We start from the raw sequence: 17,001 nt of genomic DNA on the forward strand, positions 1-17,001 counted from the left end.
GTGTAACCCCTGCAATGACAAAAGTTACCTCATCACCCAATTTCGCATTTAATCCTTTAGCTAAATCATCCTCGATAGATATTCCCATTCCTTGATCATTATCCTGCCACCATTGCCCTTCAATAATTTTATTATCTTTCGGTAAATCGATACTCCAAGTTAAATTGAGATCGCGATTAATAGAGTTTTTTGCTCGCTCACTATCCATTGTCATTGCACGCACAGAAACACCATTCACTTCCGTTAATCGCCCTGCAACCATTGGATAAAATGGCGAAACATTTGGCGATATCTCAGTAACTTTTCGGCTGAAATCATCTTTTTCATCCGCCATAATGTTCATAGCAAAATAATTAGGTGAATCATGTGGCAATTGATTTTGCCATGTTTGCAAAAGTTCACCTCGCAACATCACAACCAATGCCATCGCCATTAAAATAATGCCAAATGCTACAATTTGCCCCATAGATTTAACGGGATAACGCAACGTTTGTCCCAAAGCCATGCGCCATACAAACGATGAGCGAGATAATGCTCTACGCAAAAACTTCACAGAAACATAAAGCATAAAACTAAGCAATACAACCATCGCAATTGCACCACCAAGCAAAGCTAATGTTAAACCAATGTTTAAACTTAACTGCCACATAATTAAAAATAGGGCAAATACTGCAATGCCATACACCACAAAATTCTTCAATGGTGTTGGCAATAAGTCCTCACGCAATACGCGAAGCGGCGGTGTTCTACCCAAAGCAGCCAAAGGTGGCAATGCAAAACCTATCAGCACAGTAAAGCCTGTGACAATCCCTGCTAATGCGGGCATGATTCCACCCGATGGTAATTGTGCGCTGATCAAATCTTTTAATAAAAAGAATAGTCCTAACTGTGCCAACCAACCCAATAATGCACCAATGATTGCACCGATCGCGCTCACATACAGTAATTCAAAGCCATATAACCAAAGTACTTGTTTTTGTTGCATGCCCAATGAACGCAGTAATGCACTTGCATCATAACGATTATTGGCAAACTGATTGGCTGATAGCGCAATCGCAACACTCGCCAATAAAATTCCAACCAAACTTGCAAGATTAAGATAGTTTTGTGCACGATTTAATGCATTACCCACCTGCTCACTACTATCCTCAATGGTTAATATTTTTTGATTAGGTTCTAGCGTTTTCTTTAATATAATCTGCAACTGTTTAATTGCATCCATTTCGCCTGACCATAAATTACGATAAGTCACGCGGCTACCTTTTTGCACTGCGCCTGTTGCTTCTAAATCTGCTCGGTTCATCAAAGCAAAAGGATTAAAACTATAAAAATTTGCAGAGCGATCTGGCGCGTATGTAATGATTTTCGTGATCTTCAATGGCAATTTACCAATATCCACAAAATCACCCACTTTCAAATTCAAACCATATAATAAACGTGATTCTACCCAAACTTCGCCTTGCTTTGGCCCTTCATTCGTTGCGTATTCAAGCGTTTCTAAATCATCCTGAACTTTCAATTGCCCACGCAAAGGATAATTACTATCCGCAGCTTTCACTGCAACCAATTGCAGATCATCACCATTTAAAATCACTGTAGAAAAGTTCACAGTTTTAGCGTGATTCAATCCTAAATCTTTGGCTAATTTTAGCTGTATATCTGTCGCATCTTCATTGCTTCGCAGTACTAAATCGGCTGCTAAAAATTCACTTGCTCGTGCTTCCATCGATGCATGTAAGCGCGTACTGAAATAACCAATTGCTGTACTGATCATCACTGTGATCAATAAAGCCACAAGCAAAATTCTAAGCTCGCCAGCTCGAATTTCTCGAACCAATTGCTTAAACGCTAATCCTGCTAATTGTATCAAAGATAACTTATTCATGATTGAAATCCTGCAATACTAATCGCCCTGCTTCGATCTGAATACGATGCTGACAACGCTCTGCCAATCGTGCTTCGTGCGTCACTAAAACTAATGTTGTTTTCTCTTCCACATTTAATTGAAAGAGTAATTCAATGATGGATTCACCTGTTTTGGTATCTAAGTTGCCTGTGGGTTCATCAGCAAATAAGATTGTAGGATTCGATGCAAAGGCGCGCGCAATCGCAACGCGTTGCTGCTCACCGCCTGATAATTGCTTAGGATAATGATGCGTTCGCTCACCTAATCCAACGCGCTGTAACAGCTCCATCGCGCGTTCTCTTGCGTTCTTTTTGCCTTCCAATTCTAAAGGCAACATGACATTTTCAACGGCGGTTAAGGATTCTAATAATTGGAATGATTGAAATACAAAGCCCACATGCTCAGCTCTTAAGGATGCGCGTTCATCTTCACTCATTTGGCTGAGTGGCTTACCTGCCAACAAAATTTCGCCTTCTGTTGGTACATCTAAACCTGCTAATAATCCCAATAAAGTGGATTTACCAGAACCAGAACTACCAATAATGGCAAGGCTATCGCCCTCGTTTAATTGAAAGGAGATATCCTGCAAGATTGTTAATTTTTCTGTTGTTTCTACAGCTTTTCCAACATGTTGGGCATCCAAAATTATAGTCGTCATGTATTGTCCAAATGATTAATGTTTTATTTGGCTAATCATAACATTTTTTAATTCCAAACATATTTGCTTAGTATTTACTCCCATACAAATTACAACAGTATGAACTAACAATGTTATTCAATAATCACCTGATGATTTTTAATATTTTAAGAGTAATGTGTAAAATATTTAAAAATTTTTAAGTATCTAGTTATGATAAAATTTCAAACATACTTAGATGAATTTGAGAAAATGACAATGACACAAGATTTTAATATAGACCTGTTTGAAGAAGATGCGAAACAAAATGGTATCCGCTATTGGGTTGCTCATGAATTCATGCAAAGATTAGGCTATGAAACTTGGGGTGCTTTTTCAAAAGTTATTAATAAAGCAATGGCTTCATGTGCTGAATTAGATGTTGCAATTGATGAGTCTTTCATTCCTTTGCCTTACTTAGATGAAAGTGGCAAAGAAGTTAAAAGTTATAAATTAACTAGATTTGCTTGTTTCTTGATTACCATGCATGCAGATTCTAAAAAACCTCAAGTTGCAAAAGCTAAAGTAGCATTGGCTGCCTTTGCAGATATGGCAATTGATTTTGAAGAACTCGATATCCAAAGAATTGAAGCAAGAGCAGAATTAAAAGTTGGTGAAAATATTATGAGTGGTGTTGCTTGTGATCATGGGGTCGATCCCAAACAACTAGGCATTTTTAAAGATGCTGGCTTTAGAGGAATGTATAATATGTCGTTACAGGAGTTAAAAGCATATAAAGGCATGCCAAATAGTCAGAAAAAAAATACTGTACTTTACGATTATATGAATGTTACAGAATTAGCCGCCAATTCTTTTAGAGCAACACAAACAGCTGAAAGAATAAAATCACAAAATGCTAGAGGGCTCAATCAAGCTACGCAAATAGCTAAAAGTGTGGCAAGCGATGTAAGAACTATGATGATGCAAAATAGTGGTATTAAACCAGAAGATATACCATTAGAAGAAGATATTAACCAAGTAAAAAAAGAATTGCGTAAAACCAATCGAGATATGAAAAAAATAGATAAAATTAAAAAATAACTTCAATACAAACCCCAATTATAAAATTGGGGTTTTCTATAAAAATTCTAAAATATTTAAAGAACAGTTGAACATTTTCTATAATATTGAATAACAATAGATTCTATACTTTCAGGATTTAACTCAAATGATCACCAAACAACTCAAACTCATTCTCGCTTTATTCATCACGATTGGCTTTGCACAAGCGCAATCCATTTTAGTTGTGGGCGATAGTATTAGTGCAGGTTTTGGCATTGATCCCAAAGATGGTTGGGTGAATTTATTGGATGAGAAATTGAAAGCCGAAGGTTATCAATATGAAATGGTGAATCGCTCCATTTCAGGCGATACAACAACCAATGGCTTAAATCGTTTACCTAAAGCATTGGAAGAAGTGAAACCTGAAATCACGATCATAGAATTGGGTGGCAATGATGGATTACGTGCAACGCCACCAAAAAGAATCGCCGATAATTTATCGAGCATGATCGAATTAGCAAAATCAGCCAACAGCAAAGTTTTATTAGTAGGTATTCAATTGCCACCCAATTATGGTGATGCTTATTTAGAACGCTTTTTAGCAATTTATCCTGAATTGGGTGAAAAACACCAAATCGCAGTTTTACCATCCATTGTGGAAAAAGTTGGCGGTAATAATGATTTGATGCAAGGCGATGGCATCCATTCCAATAAAGATGGACAACCATTAATGATGGAATCAGTTTGGGAAAAGCTTAAGCCTTTATTATCCCATTAGCCGCCTGAATGCCCCACCAACTTGCTTCTTCAAAGATTGAATAGCCCGATAAATCACTGTGTGCGAATAACAATCGTGAACGGTGATTGCGTAAATTCAGCAAACCTTGATTCTGTAAAAATCCTGCTGTTGGGCTTGCCATTGCATGCCCGCGCACTGTTAAATCTGCATGCACAATACGATTTACAAATTCACGACCATACAACTTTTCTAAATCCTCAGTTGCGAGCATCGTCAATTCATCTTGTGTGACTTGATAGCGCAACCAATCACGAATATCTTGCGGTGCTTTATGATCCAAAACCCGATAACTTGTGAATACGGTTTTCTCTGGCATTGCCACAGAAATATGCTGATGCGTACTATTGATATAACCCAAAGTCGGCCCTTGGTAAACCACATTATCCCAAGCTAAAGGATAAGAAATATCCTCCGAAGGAAAGCCATTTAATACAAAATTACCAATCAACCATGGTGCATAATTCGGTAAATCACGCTTGGCATCAAAGCCATAACGCTCAAAATTCTTCACAATGTATTGCGTGATATAAAGCGGCGCAGCACAGATTACATTTTTTGCTTTAATGCGATATTTTTTCTGATTCAGCAACACATCTACAATCACATGATCATCTTGCTCATCAATCGCAAGCGCACTGCCATCCATTTCATAACGATAATTATCTGCCAATTGCTCTGGGAAATTGGCAAGCTTTTCAAATCTAATCCAATCACGCAATTTTTCAACCAAAGTCCCTAAACCGCCATCCCAAGTTAATAGCTGATTACTATCCTGCGCGTGCGTCCGTGCGGCAAAATATTGAATCCCTGCCCAAGCAGAAACGTGATCAATGCCCTGCCCATAATCATCCAAGCAACAATAATTCAAATACCACAATAAAGATTCTGATTGATAATTCTCTGCCTTTAACCATGATGCAAAAGTGACTTGATCCAATTGCGTGAATGCTTCATCTTGCGATGATAATGCGATGGGAATCACAAAGGCACGTTTGCCATCATTGCCGTAGCTATGCTGAAACTTTTGAATCTGTGCAAAGAATCGTTCACTATCTTTATCTAATTCAGGCAAGAGTTCAGATTGCCATTTGTTATTTCTAAATAAACGCTCGCTCGGCGCATGAACGATCGCCATTTCATCGTATTGCCCATTTTTCAATAACCCTAAATCTTTGAGCATCTCATGAATGTGCGTGGATTCTATTGTGGGTTCTGCTAAATAATGCGCACCCGTTGGGTAATTTAAGGATTCATAATGCCCGCTTCTGCTATTACCACTTCGTTCAGGACCATTCAATAATAAGAATCGATCATGCCCTTGTTTTTTCAATTGCCAAGCGGCAGAAATCGCCGCAACGCCGCTCCCCACAATGATGGTATCCATTTTGATGGGTACAGAGATTGGCTCATCTTGTGAAAATGCATGCTCACGAATGGCATGCCCTAATTCCATCCCTGCAAAATTAACATTGATTGTAGGTTTTTCTGGCATTCTTGAAAAATAAGTATAACCACCCAAACCAATCGTTGCCGTTAAACCTATACCATTAATCAAGAATTGTCGTCGATTCCAGCTCATATTATGGCGTAACCTTTCGCCAATCTTGCTCAAAGTATTTCACTAAGATTTGCGTATTCAAATGGTTTGCTTCTAAATCTGTTCTGACAGGCATATCTAAAGGGAATTTAAACATTTGTGCGGTGGTTTCTTTATCCAAATAACGCGTTGCAACTTGATAACTTTCTGGGATCATAAAGTTGCCATCACGATTCGCTAAAATATAGCCCCATTCACCAAAAGAAGGGACATAAGCATGATATGGCAATGTTTTAAGGTTCGCTGCTTGCAATGTTTTATTGATGCTACCAAAAGCATGTGGTGCAAAATATGGTGAAGTTGCCTGTACAACCATCACTCCATTCGATGTTAAATGCTGTTTCACTAAACGATACATCGGCACAGAATATAATTTACCCAAAGAAAAATTAGAAGGATCAGGTAGATCAATAATGATCACATCATATTGTTTAGTTTGCCTTTCTAACCATTTTGCAGCATCTTCATTCACGATCGTAACTTTTTCATTGTTCAACGCATTATCATTTAAAAGCGTTAATTGGGCTGATGTTCTAAAAAGTTCCGTCATTTTCGGATCTAAATCCACCAATGTGATGGATTTTACATCAGGATATTTCAAAACTTCGCGCGTTGCTAAGCCATCACCACCACCCAAAATCAAAATATTTTCAGCTTTCGACACATTTTCCATCACAGGTAAAACTAAAGCTTCGTGATAACGCGCTTCATCCATCGAAGAAAACTGCAAATTACCATTGATAAATAAACGTGTGTCATCTTTATATTTTGTCAAAACCAAACGCTGATACGGTGAATTGTATTGATACACAATTGGATCACCAAAATAATGCTGCTCTGCGGTTTCTGTTAAATCATTGGCAAAGAAGAATGCGGTTAATAGCGCGATCAATACAATGTTACCTTTGATCATGAGCATTTTATATTTTGCTAACTGCGCACGGAAAACATGGCAGGTAAAAATCGCCACCAATGTATTCAAAATACCAAATAACAGCGCACTTCTCGCCATCCCCAATTTTGGCGCCAACACTAATGGGAACAATAATGAAACTGCTAAAGCGCCCATATAATCGAAGGTTAATACTTTACTCACAAGCTCTTTAAAATCTGTTTTGTATTGGTTCATCACGCGCATCACAAGCGGAATTTCCATGCCCACAATCGTACCGATGATAAAAACGAGTGAATAAACAATCACGCGAAATGGTGCAGAAGATAAGCCAAATAGAATAAAGAGTAATAATGCACAAATACCACCCACTAACCCAACTAATAATTCAATATCAATGAATCGCGTAAGTGCATCCTCATCTTTTATATAGCGTGTTAAATGCGCACCGATCCCCATTGCAAACAGATAACCACCAATGATCGTGGAAAATTGCAAAATAGAATCGCCCAATAAATAACTGGCTAATGCTGCAATGATGAGTTCATAAGCAAGCCCACAGCTTGCCACCACAAAAACAGAGATGATGAGGGTACGATTAAACATGATTGGGTGCTATATAATTATGATCATTAAAGGCTGAGATATTAGCATGATCCTCGTTTTCAAGTGGGATAAAGTCAGAAAATATAGTAAAATTCAACGATTACAATACCGAACCTCAGGGGCAACCTCATGAACGAATTAGTATCACAATATATTTTATATCTACAATACATTGCGCTTGCCGTCGTTATGACAGGTTCCTTTGCTGTCATTTATCTATGGATGACACCACTTAAAGAAATCAAGCTCATAAAGGAAGGTAACATTGCTTGCGCTATTTCATTTGGTGGAGCGTTGATTGGTTTCTGTATTACCATCACATCCAGTATGAGCACAACATTATCCTTACTTGGATTTTTAATTTGGTCATTATTAGCAACAGTCATTCAATTATTGGTTTACTTTGTGGCGACCCGCCTCATTAAAAATGCAAGCATTGAATTAGCAAAAAACAATATTGCTGTGGGATGCTTATTTGCAGCCTTTTCCATTGCAATCGGTTTAATCAATGGCGCAGCATTGAGCTAATCACCAATCATCAAGGAGTCAAACATGGGCTTAGGTCGTTTTATTAAAAAGCAATTCATAGATGTTATCCAATGGCCAGATCCAAATCCTGAGCTGTTGATGTGGCGCTTCCCAATTGCAGATGAAGAGATTCAAAATGGTGCTGCTTTAATCGTGCGCGAATCGCAAGTGGCTTTATTTGTGAATGAAGGCAAATTGGCAGATGAGTTCACAGCAGGTTCTTATAAATTAACCACCAATAACTTGCCAGTCTTAACGAACTTAAAAAACTGGGATAAGCTATTCCAATCGCCGTTTAAATCTGATGTTTATTTCTTCAATACTCGTCAGCAATTAGCCTCTGGCTGGGGAACAGCGCAACCGATTACCATTCGTGATAATGAATTTGGCTTAATCTCTGTGCGTGGTTTTGGTAACTATAGTTATCGCGTGATTGATTCTCGTAAATTCTTCACAGAAGTTGCGGGCATTACAGAAGAGTTTTATAAATCTCAATTGGATGATCAATTGCGTAATGTATGTGTGACAACATTATCCACAGTTTTGGGCAATAAAAATATTCCATTCATTGATATGGCTGCGAACTTAACTGAATTATCCAAGTTAGTTCAACAAGCATTACAAGAGCACTTTGTTAACTTAGGTTTGCAGTTGGAAAGCTTCTTGATTGAAAGCATCACATTGCCACCAGCGTTACAAAAGACATTGGATGATCGTATTTCAATGGGCATCATCGGTGATTTATCCGCTTATACGCAGTATCAAATGGCCAACAGCATTCCACTCGCAGCACAAAATGAAGGCGGTGCTGCGGGCGTTGGTATGAGCATGGGCGCAGGTTTAACCATGGGACAAATGATGGCAGATGCAATGCAACAAAAGCCTACCACAGCTCAAGCAACAGTAGCACCAAGCAATACCAATGATCACACAGCAAAATTATCTCAACTCAATGAGTTGCTCCAAAAAGGCTTAATCACAGCAGAAGATTACGATAAAGCTAAAGCTGAAGTTCTGCGTCAACTCATAGGATAATCATTCAATATGGCAACATTTTTCTCAGCATTCTGCCCAAGTTGTGGAGCAAAAATTGATATTCAATCACAGACAACCTTAATGGTTGCCTGCCCGAAATGTCAATCAAACCTATTATTCAACAACAATAGCTTGGCATTATCTGGAGAACATTCTGCCATTTTAGAAGATTTTAGTGCCATTCAAATTGGCTCAACAGGTATCATCAATAATGATAACTTCCAAGTTATTGGTCGCTTACAGGTTCAATATCATGATAAAGATGACAAGCAAAAAGTTGGTGGCACATGGAATGAATGGTACATCCAATTCAATTCGGGGAAAACAGGCTGGTTATCTGATAGCAACGGACATTATGTTTATCTAGAGCCTTATCAAAAAGAGCCTGATCAAGCCTTCCCTGCTTTTTTTGATGCATTAGTGAGTGAAGAAATTCTATTAGGCAAAGGCCATCATCCCTTTTATGTCAGCGATATTCGTGAAGCAAAGTTATTACACAATGCAGTTCAAGGAGAATTGCCTTTCATTCCTAAGAAAGATTCTACAATTCGTGTGATCGATGCAAGATCTGAAGAGCGCTTCATCACATTAGATTATTCTCATAGTTATGAAATCGAAGTTTTTCTTGGTTTTGCTGTGAATTTTCATCAATTATCTTGGCAGCATCTCCGATCTGAACTAGATATCCAAGAAACAGCTGGCGAATTAAAAGGCGCTACACAAGAGAGCAAATGCCCCAATTGTGGTGGTAATATCCAATGGATCACAGGTATTACTGAAAATGTGAATTGCCGTTATTGTGGTTCTGAAATTGCCATTAATGATAACGTTGCAGAATTGATTAAAGCGCATAATTTACGTGCCATTCAACACGAAGCTATGGCTTTAGAAATTGGGCAAAAAGCTAAAATTGATGGCAAAGAATGGACTGTGATTGGCATGATGTGCCAATCTGAATTGGAGGGCGATGAAACAAACTTTGCCATCCAACATAAACTTAAAAAAGATTTTGTAACTTTTACAGGGGATCAATGGCATGAATATCTCCTATTTTCATATCCTGATCAATTCATGTGGCTTGTGCAAAGTGGTCCCAATGATTGGGCAGTTTCTAATACACAAAATATATGGCCTAAACTGAGAAAAGATTTACGCCCAATTTATCCAACAGGCCAATTAATTACTAAATTATATGATTATGGCGGTCGCGTAAAATTTGCTATTGGCTCTTTCTATTACCAAGTCAGCCCTGGTGATATGACATATTACGTCGACTATGGCAAAGAGAATGAAAAATTATCCATGGAGATAACAGATAGCGAAATGAGTTGGAGTAAAGCCACAAGTATTTCTCAAAAGAAGTTGAATGAATGGTTCAAAGATTCAGGTGGATTAAAACAAATTTCTCTACAAGCACAATCATCTTTATTGACACATTCAAGTGACTATCAACCCAAAAATAATGCTACCGCAGTATTTTTTATTATCTTTTTGGTAATTAACATCCCTATTTTCTTAATGGATTTTGGGCAATTTTTAATTTCTGCCATCATTGTTGGCATTTTATTGCACTCCGTTGCCAATAATTGATAAGGATAAGTCACAATGAAAACCTTTTATGCTTGGTATGCAATTATTATCATTACAATTGCAACAATTATCAACTACACAACCGTTGATAGTAATCGTAGCTATTCATCATCTGGCAGCACAATTTATAGATCATCAGGTGGATGGCATAAATAAATGAATACACAATTTCATGCCCATGGACAACATATTATTTTAGATTTATACGGTATCAAGCCTACACAATTAACTCATCCTGAATTGATTGAATCTATTATGCTAAATGTAGCAAAAGCACTCAAAGCAACTATTTTGCAATCACATTTGCATCATTTTGGTGAGAATTTAGGTGTAACTGGCGTATTGTTATTGGCAGAATCTCATATGAGTATTCATACATGGCCAGAAGAAGGCTTTGCTGCCATTGATATATTTATGTGTGGCGATAAAGATATGAACCAAGCAATACAATTATTCATTCAAGCGTTTGCCCCAATTCAGCATGATATTAAAATCATACAGCGAGGCAAACCTTAATATTATTATTTCTGCTGAGCATCAGCATTCCGTTCCCAGGTTTTTTTCCAGAAATTAGCTGCCTCCACAACCTCTTCAGACTCATAAGCATCTTTACGCAATAATAAGAAATCATATGCAGCTTTGAATCGTGGATGATGTAGTATTTTACCAATGCCACCTTTCTGTTTTCTAGCTTTCACATTCGTCAAACGGAACTGATATTTCCATAAATCAGTAATCTGTGAAGAAATCCGTTTAGGGATCATCGTATAATCTTGTTGTTTACGCAAAATTTTATCAGCTGCGATTATACTTGCATCATGCGATGCAATATTATCTGAAATCAAAACATGATATTCATCCAGAAATGGTTCCCATAATAATGCTGCATATAAAAAATAGGAGGAAGCACCAAAACCTTCATTAATACGATTGTCTGAATTATTCAATGCTGCAATCAATAAATGATCTTTAGGATTACCTAATTCAATCAATGCACGCTCTGTTTGTGGGAAAATTTGCCCAAACAAGTGATAATGACGCAATTGCTGATAAATTCCATTGCCCTGCCCATTCAATAAAAGCTTAATCACTTCATCAAACATTCTTGCAGGCGAAACCGTTTGCAATAAATAGCTCATTTGATGAATAGCATCCACTAAATCTTGTGGCAATGCAAAACCTAATTTCACTTCAAAACGTACCGCGCGCAACATCCGTACAGGATCTTCACGAAAGCGCTTAGCAGGATCACCGATGAGTTTTAAATGACCAGATTTAAGATCTTCAAAGCCATTGGTATAATCCACAATAATATTATGAAGAGGATCATAATAAAGTGCGTTCAAAGTGAAGTCACGGCGTAATGCATCATCTTCAATCGTGCCATAAACATTATCGCGTACTAAAAACCCATCATCATCCACTTTACGATCTTGCTTAGCATTATCATCATTGGATTCTGCTCTAAATGTTGCAACTTCTATAATATCGCGACCAAATAAAATATGAGCTAAACGAAATCTTCTGCCAACAAGTCTGCAATTTCTAAATAATCGCTTGATCTGTTCTGGATGTGCATTTGTTGCAATATCAAAATCTTTCGGTGCTTTATTTAATAATAAGTCACGCACAGCACCACCCACAATGTAGGCTTCATAGCCTGCATTTGTTAAGGTACTAATCACTTGTAATGCATTTTTAGAAATCTGCCTAGAAATAAGGCCATGATCTTCTGAGGTATATATTTTCTTATTCACACTGAATACTAAATAATAAAAAGAAAGCCTTTCTGCAATAGAAAGGCTTGTAATATTGTAGAACTGTAAAACGATTAACGTTTTGAGAACTGAGTTGCACGACGAGCTTTACGTAAGCCAACTTTCTTACGTTCAACTTCACGAGCATCACGAGTTACATAACCAGCTTTACGTAATGGTGAACGATTAACTTCATCATATTCGATCAATGCACGAGTCAAACCGTGACGAATTGCACCAGCTTGGCCAGATTGACCACCGCCAGATACAGTTACGTATACATCAAATTGCTCTGTTGCTTCTAACAACTCTAATGGTTGACGAACAACCATACATGCTGTTTTACGACCGAAGTATTCGTCTAATGGTTTACCATTGATAACGATGCTTCCTGTACCTTTACGCAAGAAAACGCGAGCTGCTGAGGTCTTTCTACGACCTGTACCATAATTTTGGTTCACTGCCATGATTTATCTTCCTTAAATTAAAAGTCTAAAACTTTAGGTTGCTGTGCAGCATGAGTATGTTCAGGACCTACAACGATCTTTAGTTTACGGAACATATCTCTACCTAAAACGTTCTTCGGCAACATACCTTTTACAGCGAATTCTAAAACACGCTCAGGATTGCTTTCTAACATTTTCTCTAAAGAAGTTTGTCTTAAGTGACCAACATAGCCTGTGTGCTTGTAGTAAATTTTTTGCTTCAATTTATTACCAGTTACACGTACTTTCTCAGCATTCACAACAATAATATAATCGCCTGTATCAACGTGCGGTGTATATTCTGCTTTATGTTTGCCACGTAAACGTTTTGCAACTTCTGTTGCTAAACGACCAAGTGTTTTGCCTTCTGCATCAATCACATACCATTCGCGAACAACGTCAGCAGGTTTTGCACTAAATGTTTTCATTGAAAACTCCAAAAAATAAATAATCTCTAACTAAAAGTTATCTTACTATTGCCCTAAGATGAAAGAGCCGAAGCTCTCATCCCGTTCACCTCAAAGCCTTTTTAAAAGACAACCACCGTTAGGGGTCGCTGGTAAACGATCGCACCATTTTACTTAAATCGAAGGATATTTCAAGCCTTATTACTGTTTTTCATCAGGAAATTCTGTCGCAAACTTAAATGCTTGTTCAACATTTGCCACCATAGTCGCGATAATATCTGCATCCCATTGAAAGTAAGCTGCCATATATTCAATAACACCATCTTTTTCTTTCATCGCTTCAGCAATATTAAAAAATAAATGTCCTGTGCGTCGAATTAAAAAATCGCAAGGTGTCATCACACATTCATGATTGAGAGCATACCATAATCTTAATTGTGTCAAACGGCTTAAAGCATCCGTATCTTCTACAGGGTTTGCTTTAAATTCATCAAACATCACTTGAGCATTAGTTCCATAAAACTGAGCTAAAAAAACTGCTTCTGATTGTGATAAACCTACTGATTCACCAATTTTTGCCTGTGCTTGAATAAAAGCATCAAATTTAGCAGAACCACCAACATCACCACCAGATACAGGCTGATTTTTTGTCATACATGGTTTGAACTGTAAACTAAAATCACGTTGTAAAATGCTTGCCAGCTTATCTACAACTTCCTCTGCCATATGACGATAGCCCGTTAATTTACCGCCTGCAATAGTGAGCAAACCTGTTTCTGATTCCCAAATTTCATCTTTACGAGAAATTTCAGAAGGATTTTTACCTTCTTCCCAAATCAATGGACGCACCCCAGCCCAAGATGACTCAATTTTATCCGCCGTTAATTGCACCGTTGGAAACATATAATTAACAGCAGCAATGATATAATCGCGATCAGCCTTAGTTGCAATTGGATTGGCTTGATCAGCTTCATAAACAGTGTCTGTGGTTCCAATATATGTTTTACCATTACGCGGCACAGCAAAGATCATGCGTTTATCTTTTTCTGTATCAAAATATACTGCCTGCTTTAGTGGAAAGTGTATTTGATCCACAACTAAGTGAATCCCTTTGGTTAAACGTAGGTGTTTATTATTGGGTTTAGCTTTGTCTTTTTTGCGATTTTCATCCACCCAAGGACCTGTGGCATTGATCACTTTTTTTGCTTGAATTGTAAATTCCAAATGGCTAAATAAGTCTTTAACATTCATACCTGTGATTTGGTTTTGATCATTATAAATGAATGACTCACCTTTCGCATAGTTTACAACCGTTGCACCAAATTCTACAGCTTTTTTCATCACTTCAATAGTCAGGCGCGCATCATCTGTTCGATATTCCACATAATAACCTGCTCCGACTAATCCATCTTGACGCACTAAAGGGGCTTTTTGAATAGTTTGATGTCGATTCAACATGCTTTTTTGCTCATCTTTTTTCACACCAGCAAGGAGATCATAAACACGTAAGCCAATTGACGTTGATAAAGGGCCAAAAGTACCACCTCGATGCATTGGTAACAACATCCATTCTGGTGTTGTGACATGTGGCCCATTCTCATAAACCACAGCACGTTCACGTCCTGAATGCATCACGACACCCACTTGTAATTGCTTTAAATAACGCAACCCACCATGAATCAATTTTGTAGAACGGCTACTTGTACCTGCTGCAAAATCTTGCATTTCGATCAATGCGACCTTCATACCTCGTTTAGCAGCATCGAGAGCAATTCCAGCACCTGTAATCCCACCACCAATGACTAAAACATCATAAATATTATTCTGAAGTTTTTGAATAGTATCTTGACGATTCATACCTGAAAATGCCATGAATTGCTCCTTATTTAATAATCAAGTTTCATCTATTATATATTCGGTTTAAATGCCTGTGTTGCTTTAATTGCACATTCCCAACCATGATATAGTTTAGCACGTTCATCTTCTGACATTTTTGGCGTGTATTTTTGATCTAACGACCAATTTTGGTGAATTTCTTCTTGAGATGACCAATAACCTGTCGCTAATCCTGCTAAATATGCAGCGCCCAATGCAGTTGTTTCATTAATTTTTGGTCGATCAACATCAACACCTAAAATATCTGACTGGAATTGCATTAAGAAGTTATTCATTGCAGCACCACCATCAACGCGTAATGCCGTCAACTTTAATCCAGAATCTTTTTCCATAGCCTGTAAAACATCTCGAGACTGATATGCTATTGCCTCTAAAGTGGCACGAATAAAATGTTCTTTTTGTGTACCACGTGTTAATCCAAAAATTGCCCCACGAGCTTCCGAATCCCAATAAGGTGTTCCTAAGCCAACAAAGGCAGGCACAACATAAACACCTTCCGCAGACTCTACACGACTTGCATAATCTTCTGATAATTTTGCATGCTGAAACATACGCAGCCCATCACGTAACCACTGAATTGCAGAACCTGCAACGAAAATTGAACCTTCTAAGGCATATTCTACTTTTCCATCAATGCCCCATGCTAATGTTGTCAATAAGCCACTTTGTGATTTAACTTGTTTTTCACCTGTGTTCATTAACATAAAACAACCAGTACCATAAGTATTTTTGGCCATACCCTCTTTAAAACATGCTTGACCAAACAATGCCGCTTGTTGATCGCCGGCAGCCCCTGAGATTGTAATTTCTTGACCTAAGAAGTTTTGAGCAATTGTGTGGCCATAAACCTCTGATGAAGAACATACTGTTGGCAACATAGATGATGGAATATTCAAAATTTTGAGCAACTCTTCATCCCATTTCAAATCATAAATGTTATACATCAATGTACGACTAGCATTGGAATAATCAGTTACGTGCGCTGCTCCACCAGTTAACTTCCAAATGAGCCAAGTATCAATTGTCCCAAATAATAAATCACCTTTTTCCGCACGCTCACGAGCCCCCTTAACATGATCTAAAATCCAAGCAACCTTGGTGCCTGAAAAATAAGGATCTAACAATAATCCTGTTTTTTCTTTAAATAAAGGCTCATAACCTTCTGCCTTAAGCTCATTACAAATTTTATCTGTTTGTCTTGACTGCCAAACTAGAGCATTATAAATAGGCAACCCAGTTTCTTTATCCCAAACAACGGTGGTTTCACGTTGGTTTGTAATTCCAATCGTTGCAATTTGTTCAGGACTCACATTATTCTCTGTTAATGCTTCTGTAATCACAGATAAAACAGATGACCAAATTTCTGTAGGGTCATGTTCTACCCAGCCTGGCTGAGGAAAGATTTGGCGAAATTCTTTTTGTGCAACACCTTTAATATTGCCCGCCTTGTCAAAAATAATTGCACGGGTACTTGTTGTGCCTTGATCAATTGCCATCACAAACTTTTGCATAATAACTCCTTAAATCTTAGAACTTGATTCTACAATATGATTTTCTGCTTGTTTTTGTTTTCCATAACGTAATAGAAAAAAACACAATACACTGCCAATAATTAACCAGACTAAGCTGCCCAAAAAGCTCATCGTATTTGAAGCACCTGTACGATAAAAAAGCCCATATAATGCCGTACCAATTATAGTGCCAACCATTGGCCCTAATACAGGTACAAATGCATACCGCCAATTAGAATCTGTTTTACCTGCAATGGGCATCAAAGCATGCATCAATCTTGGGCCAAAATCGCGGGCAGGGTTAATCGCATATC

At 37.8% G+C, this 17,001-nt stretch carries 17 protein-coding genes; 7 read left to right on the forward strand and 10 right to left on the reverse strand.

All coding sequences use genetic code 11. The features are described from left to right. Both BZK14_RS11725 and BZK14_RS11730 read right to left on the reverse strand, forming a co-directional pair. Positions 1-1,885 (reverse strand): ABC transporter permease (locus BZK14_RS11725; RefSeq protein WP_143691467.1); only part of this gene is annotated, 1,885 nt, incomplete at its 3' end. Beyond that, on the reverse strand, positions 1,878-2,564 hold the full coding sequence (locus tag BZK14_RS11730; protein ID WP_077926659.1) for an ABC transporter ATP-binding protein: 687 nt from the start codon (positions 2,562-2,564) through the stop codon (positions 1,878-1,880). The genes BZK14_RS11725 and BZK14_RS11730, both read right to left, overlap by 8 nt. A gap of 237 nt (positions 2,565-2,801) precedes the next feature. Between BZK14_RS11730 and BZK14_RS11735 the strand changes: the two genes are divergently transcribed. Both BZK14_RS11735 and BZK14_RS11740 read left to right on the forward strand, forming a co-directional pair. Then, positions 2,802-3,623 carry a BRO family protein gene (locus BZK14_RS11735; protein WP_077926671.1) on the forward strand — a complete coding sequence of 274 codons (822 nt, stop codon included), beginning with the start codon at positions 2,802-2,804 and terminating at the stop codon, positions 3,621-3,623. Between the two features lie 127 nt (positions 3,624-3,750). Next, entirely contained in the window at positions 3,751-4,362 is a 612-nt protein-coding gene (locus BZK14_RS11740) for an arylesterase (protein ID WP_077926660.1), read from the forward strand. Here the strand turns inward: BZK14_RS11740 and BZK14_RS11745 are convergent. After that, positions 4,340-5,962 (reverse strand): NAD(P)-binding protein, encoded by a 1,623-nt coding sequence (locus tag BZK14_RS11745; RefSeq protein ID WP_245831343.1) that lies wholly within the window; start codon positions 5,960-5,962, stop codon positions 4,340-4,342. The two genes, BZK14_RS11740 and BZK14_RS11745, sit on opposite strands and share 23 nt — an antisense overlap. Before the next feature lies 1 nt (position 5,963). Then, positions 5,964-7,478, reverse strand: a complete 1,515-nt coding sequence (locus tag BZK14_RS11750) for a polyamine aminopropyltransferase (protein ID WP_077926661.1) — start codon at positions 7,476-7,478, stop codon at positions 5,964-5,966. Between the two features lie 129 nt (positions 7,479-7,607). On the opposite strand from BZK14_RS11750, the gene BZK14_RS11755 reads away from it, so the two are divergent. From BZK14_RS11755 to speD, 5 genes are read left to right on the forward strand one after another with little or no spacing between them, the layout of a single operon-like run. Further along, a complete protein-coding gene (locus BZK14_RS11755) occupies positions 7,608-8,006 on the forward strand; it encodes a DUF350 domain-containing protein (protein WP_077926662.1) in 399 nt (132 codons plus the stop codon). Between the two features lie 24 nt (positions 8,007-8,030). Further along, positions 8,031-9,041 (forward strand): SPFH domain-containing protein, encoded by a 1,011-nt coding sequence (locus BZK14_RS11760; RefSeq protein WP_077926663.1) that lies wholly within the window; start codon positions 8,031-8,033, stop codon positions 9,039-9,041. A gap of 9 nt (positions 9,042-9,050) precedes the next feature. Continuing rightward, positions 9,051-10,631 (forward strand): DUF4178 domain-containing protein, encoded by a 1,581-nt coding sequence (locus BZK14_RS11765; RefSeq protein WP_077926664.1) that lies wholly within the window; start codon positions 9,051-9,053, stop codon positions 10,629-10,631. A 15-nt stretch (positions 10,632-10,646) separates the two neighbouring features. Further along, positions 10,647-10,787 (forward strand): hypothetical protein, encoded by a 141-nt coding sequence (locus tag BZK14_RS13390; protein WP_171973721.1) that lies wholly within the window; start codon positions 10,647-10,649, stop codon positions 10,785-10,787. Further along, the gene (gene speD, locus BZK14_RS11770) at positions 10,788-11,147 is read left to right on the forward strand and encodes an adenosylmethionine decarboxylase (RefSeq protein WP_077926665.1); all 360 of its coding nucleotides are present in this window, start codon (positions 10,788-10,790) and stop codon (positions 11,145-11,147) included. A gap of 5 nt (positions 11,148-11,152) precedes the next feature. Here speD and pcnB read toward each other — a convergent pair whose 3' ends face one another. The 6 genes from pcnB to BZK14_RS11800 all read right to left on the reverse strand — a co-directional run. Next, positions 11,153-12,388, reverse strand: coding sequence for a polynucleotide adenylyltransferase PcnB (gene pcnB, locus BZK14_RS11775; RefSeq protein ID WP_077926666.1), 1,236 nt, complete (start codon positions 12,386-12,388; stop codon positions 11,153-11,155). Between the two features lie 74 nt (positions 12,389-12,462). Further along, the gene (gene rpsI / locus BZK14_RS11780) at positions 12,463-12,855 is read right to left on the reverse strand and encodes a 30S ribosomal protein S9 (RefSeq protein ID WP_077926667.1); all 393 of its coding nucleotides are present in this window, start codon (positions 12,853-12,855) and stop codon (positions 12,463-12,465) included. Positions 12,856-12,872: 17 nt separating this feature from the next. Further along, the gene (gene rplM, locus BZK14_RS11785) at positions 12,873-13,301 is read right to left on the reverse strand and encodes a 50S ribosomal protein L13 (RefSeq protein ID WP_077926668.1); all 429 of its coding nucleotides are present in this window, start codon (positions 13,299-13,301) and stop codon (positions 12,873-12,875) included. 180 nt (positions 13,302-13,481) lie between these two features. After that, on the reverse strand, positions 13,482-15,152 hold the full coding sequence (locus tag BZK14_RS11790) for a glycerol-3-phosphate dehydrogenase/oxidase (RefSeq protein WP_077926669.1): 1,671 nt from the start codon (positions 15,150-15,152) through the stop codon (positions 13,482-13,484). A gap of 35 nt (positions 15,153-15,187) precedes the next feature. Continuing rightward, positions 15,188-16,687, reverse strand: coding sequence for a glycerol kinase GlpK (gene glpK / locus BZK14_RS11795; RefSeq protein WP_077926670.1), 1,500 nt, complete (start codon positions 16,685-16,687; stop codon positions 15,188-15,190). Between the two features lie 9 nt (positions 16,688-16,696). Beyond that, on the reverse strand, positions 16,697-17,001 hold a 305-nt coding region (locus BZK14_RS11800), incomplete at its 5' end, for an aquaporin (RefSeq protein ID WP_171973722.1).

Origin of the sequence: Wohlfahrtiimonas larvae, assembly GCF_002006755.1 — a bacterium.
Classification (GTDB): Bacteria; Pseudomonadota; Gammaproteobacteria; order Cardiobacteriales; family Wohlfahrtiimonadaceae; genus Wohlfahrtiimonas; species Wohlfahrtiimonas larvae.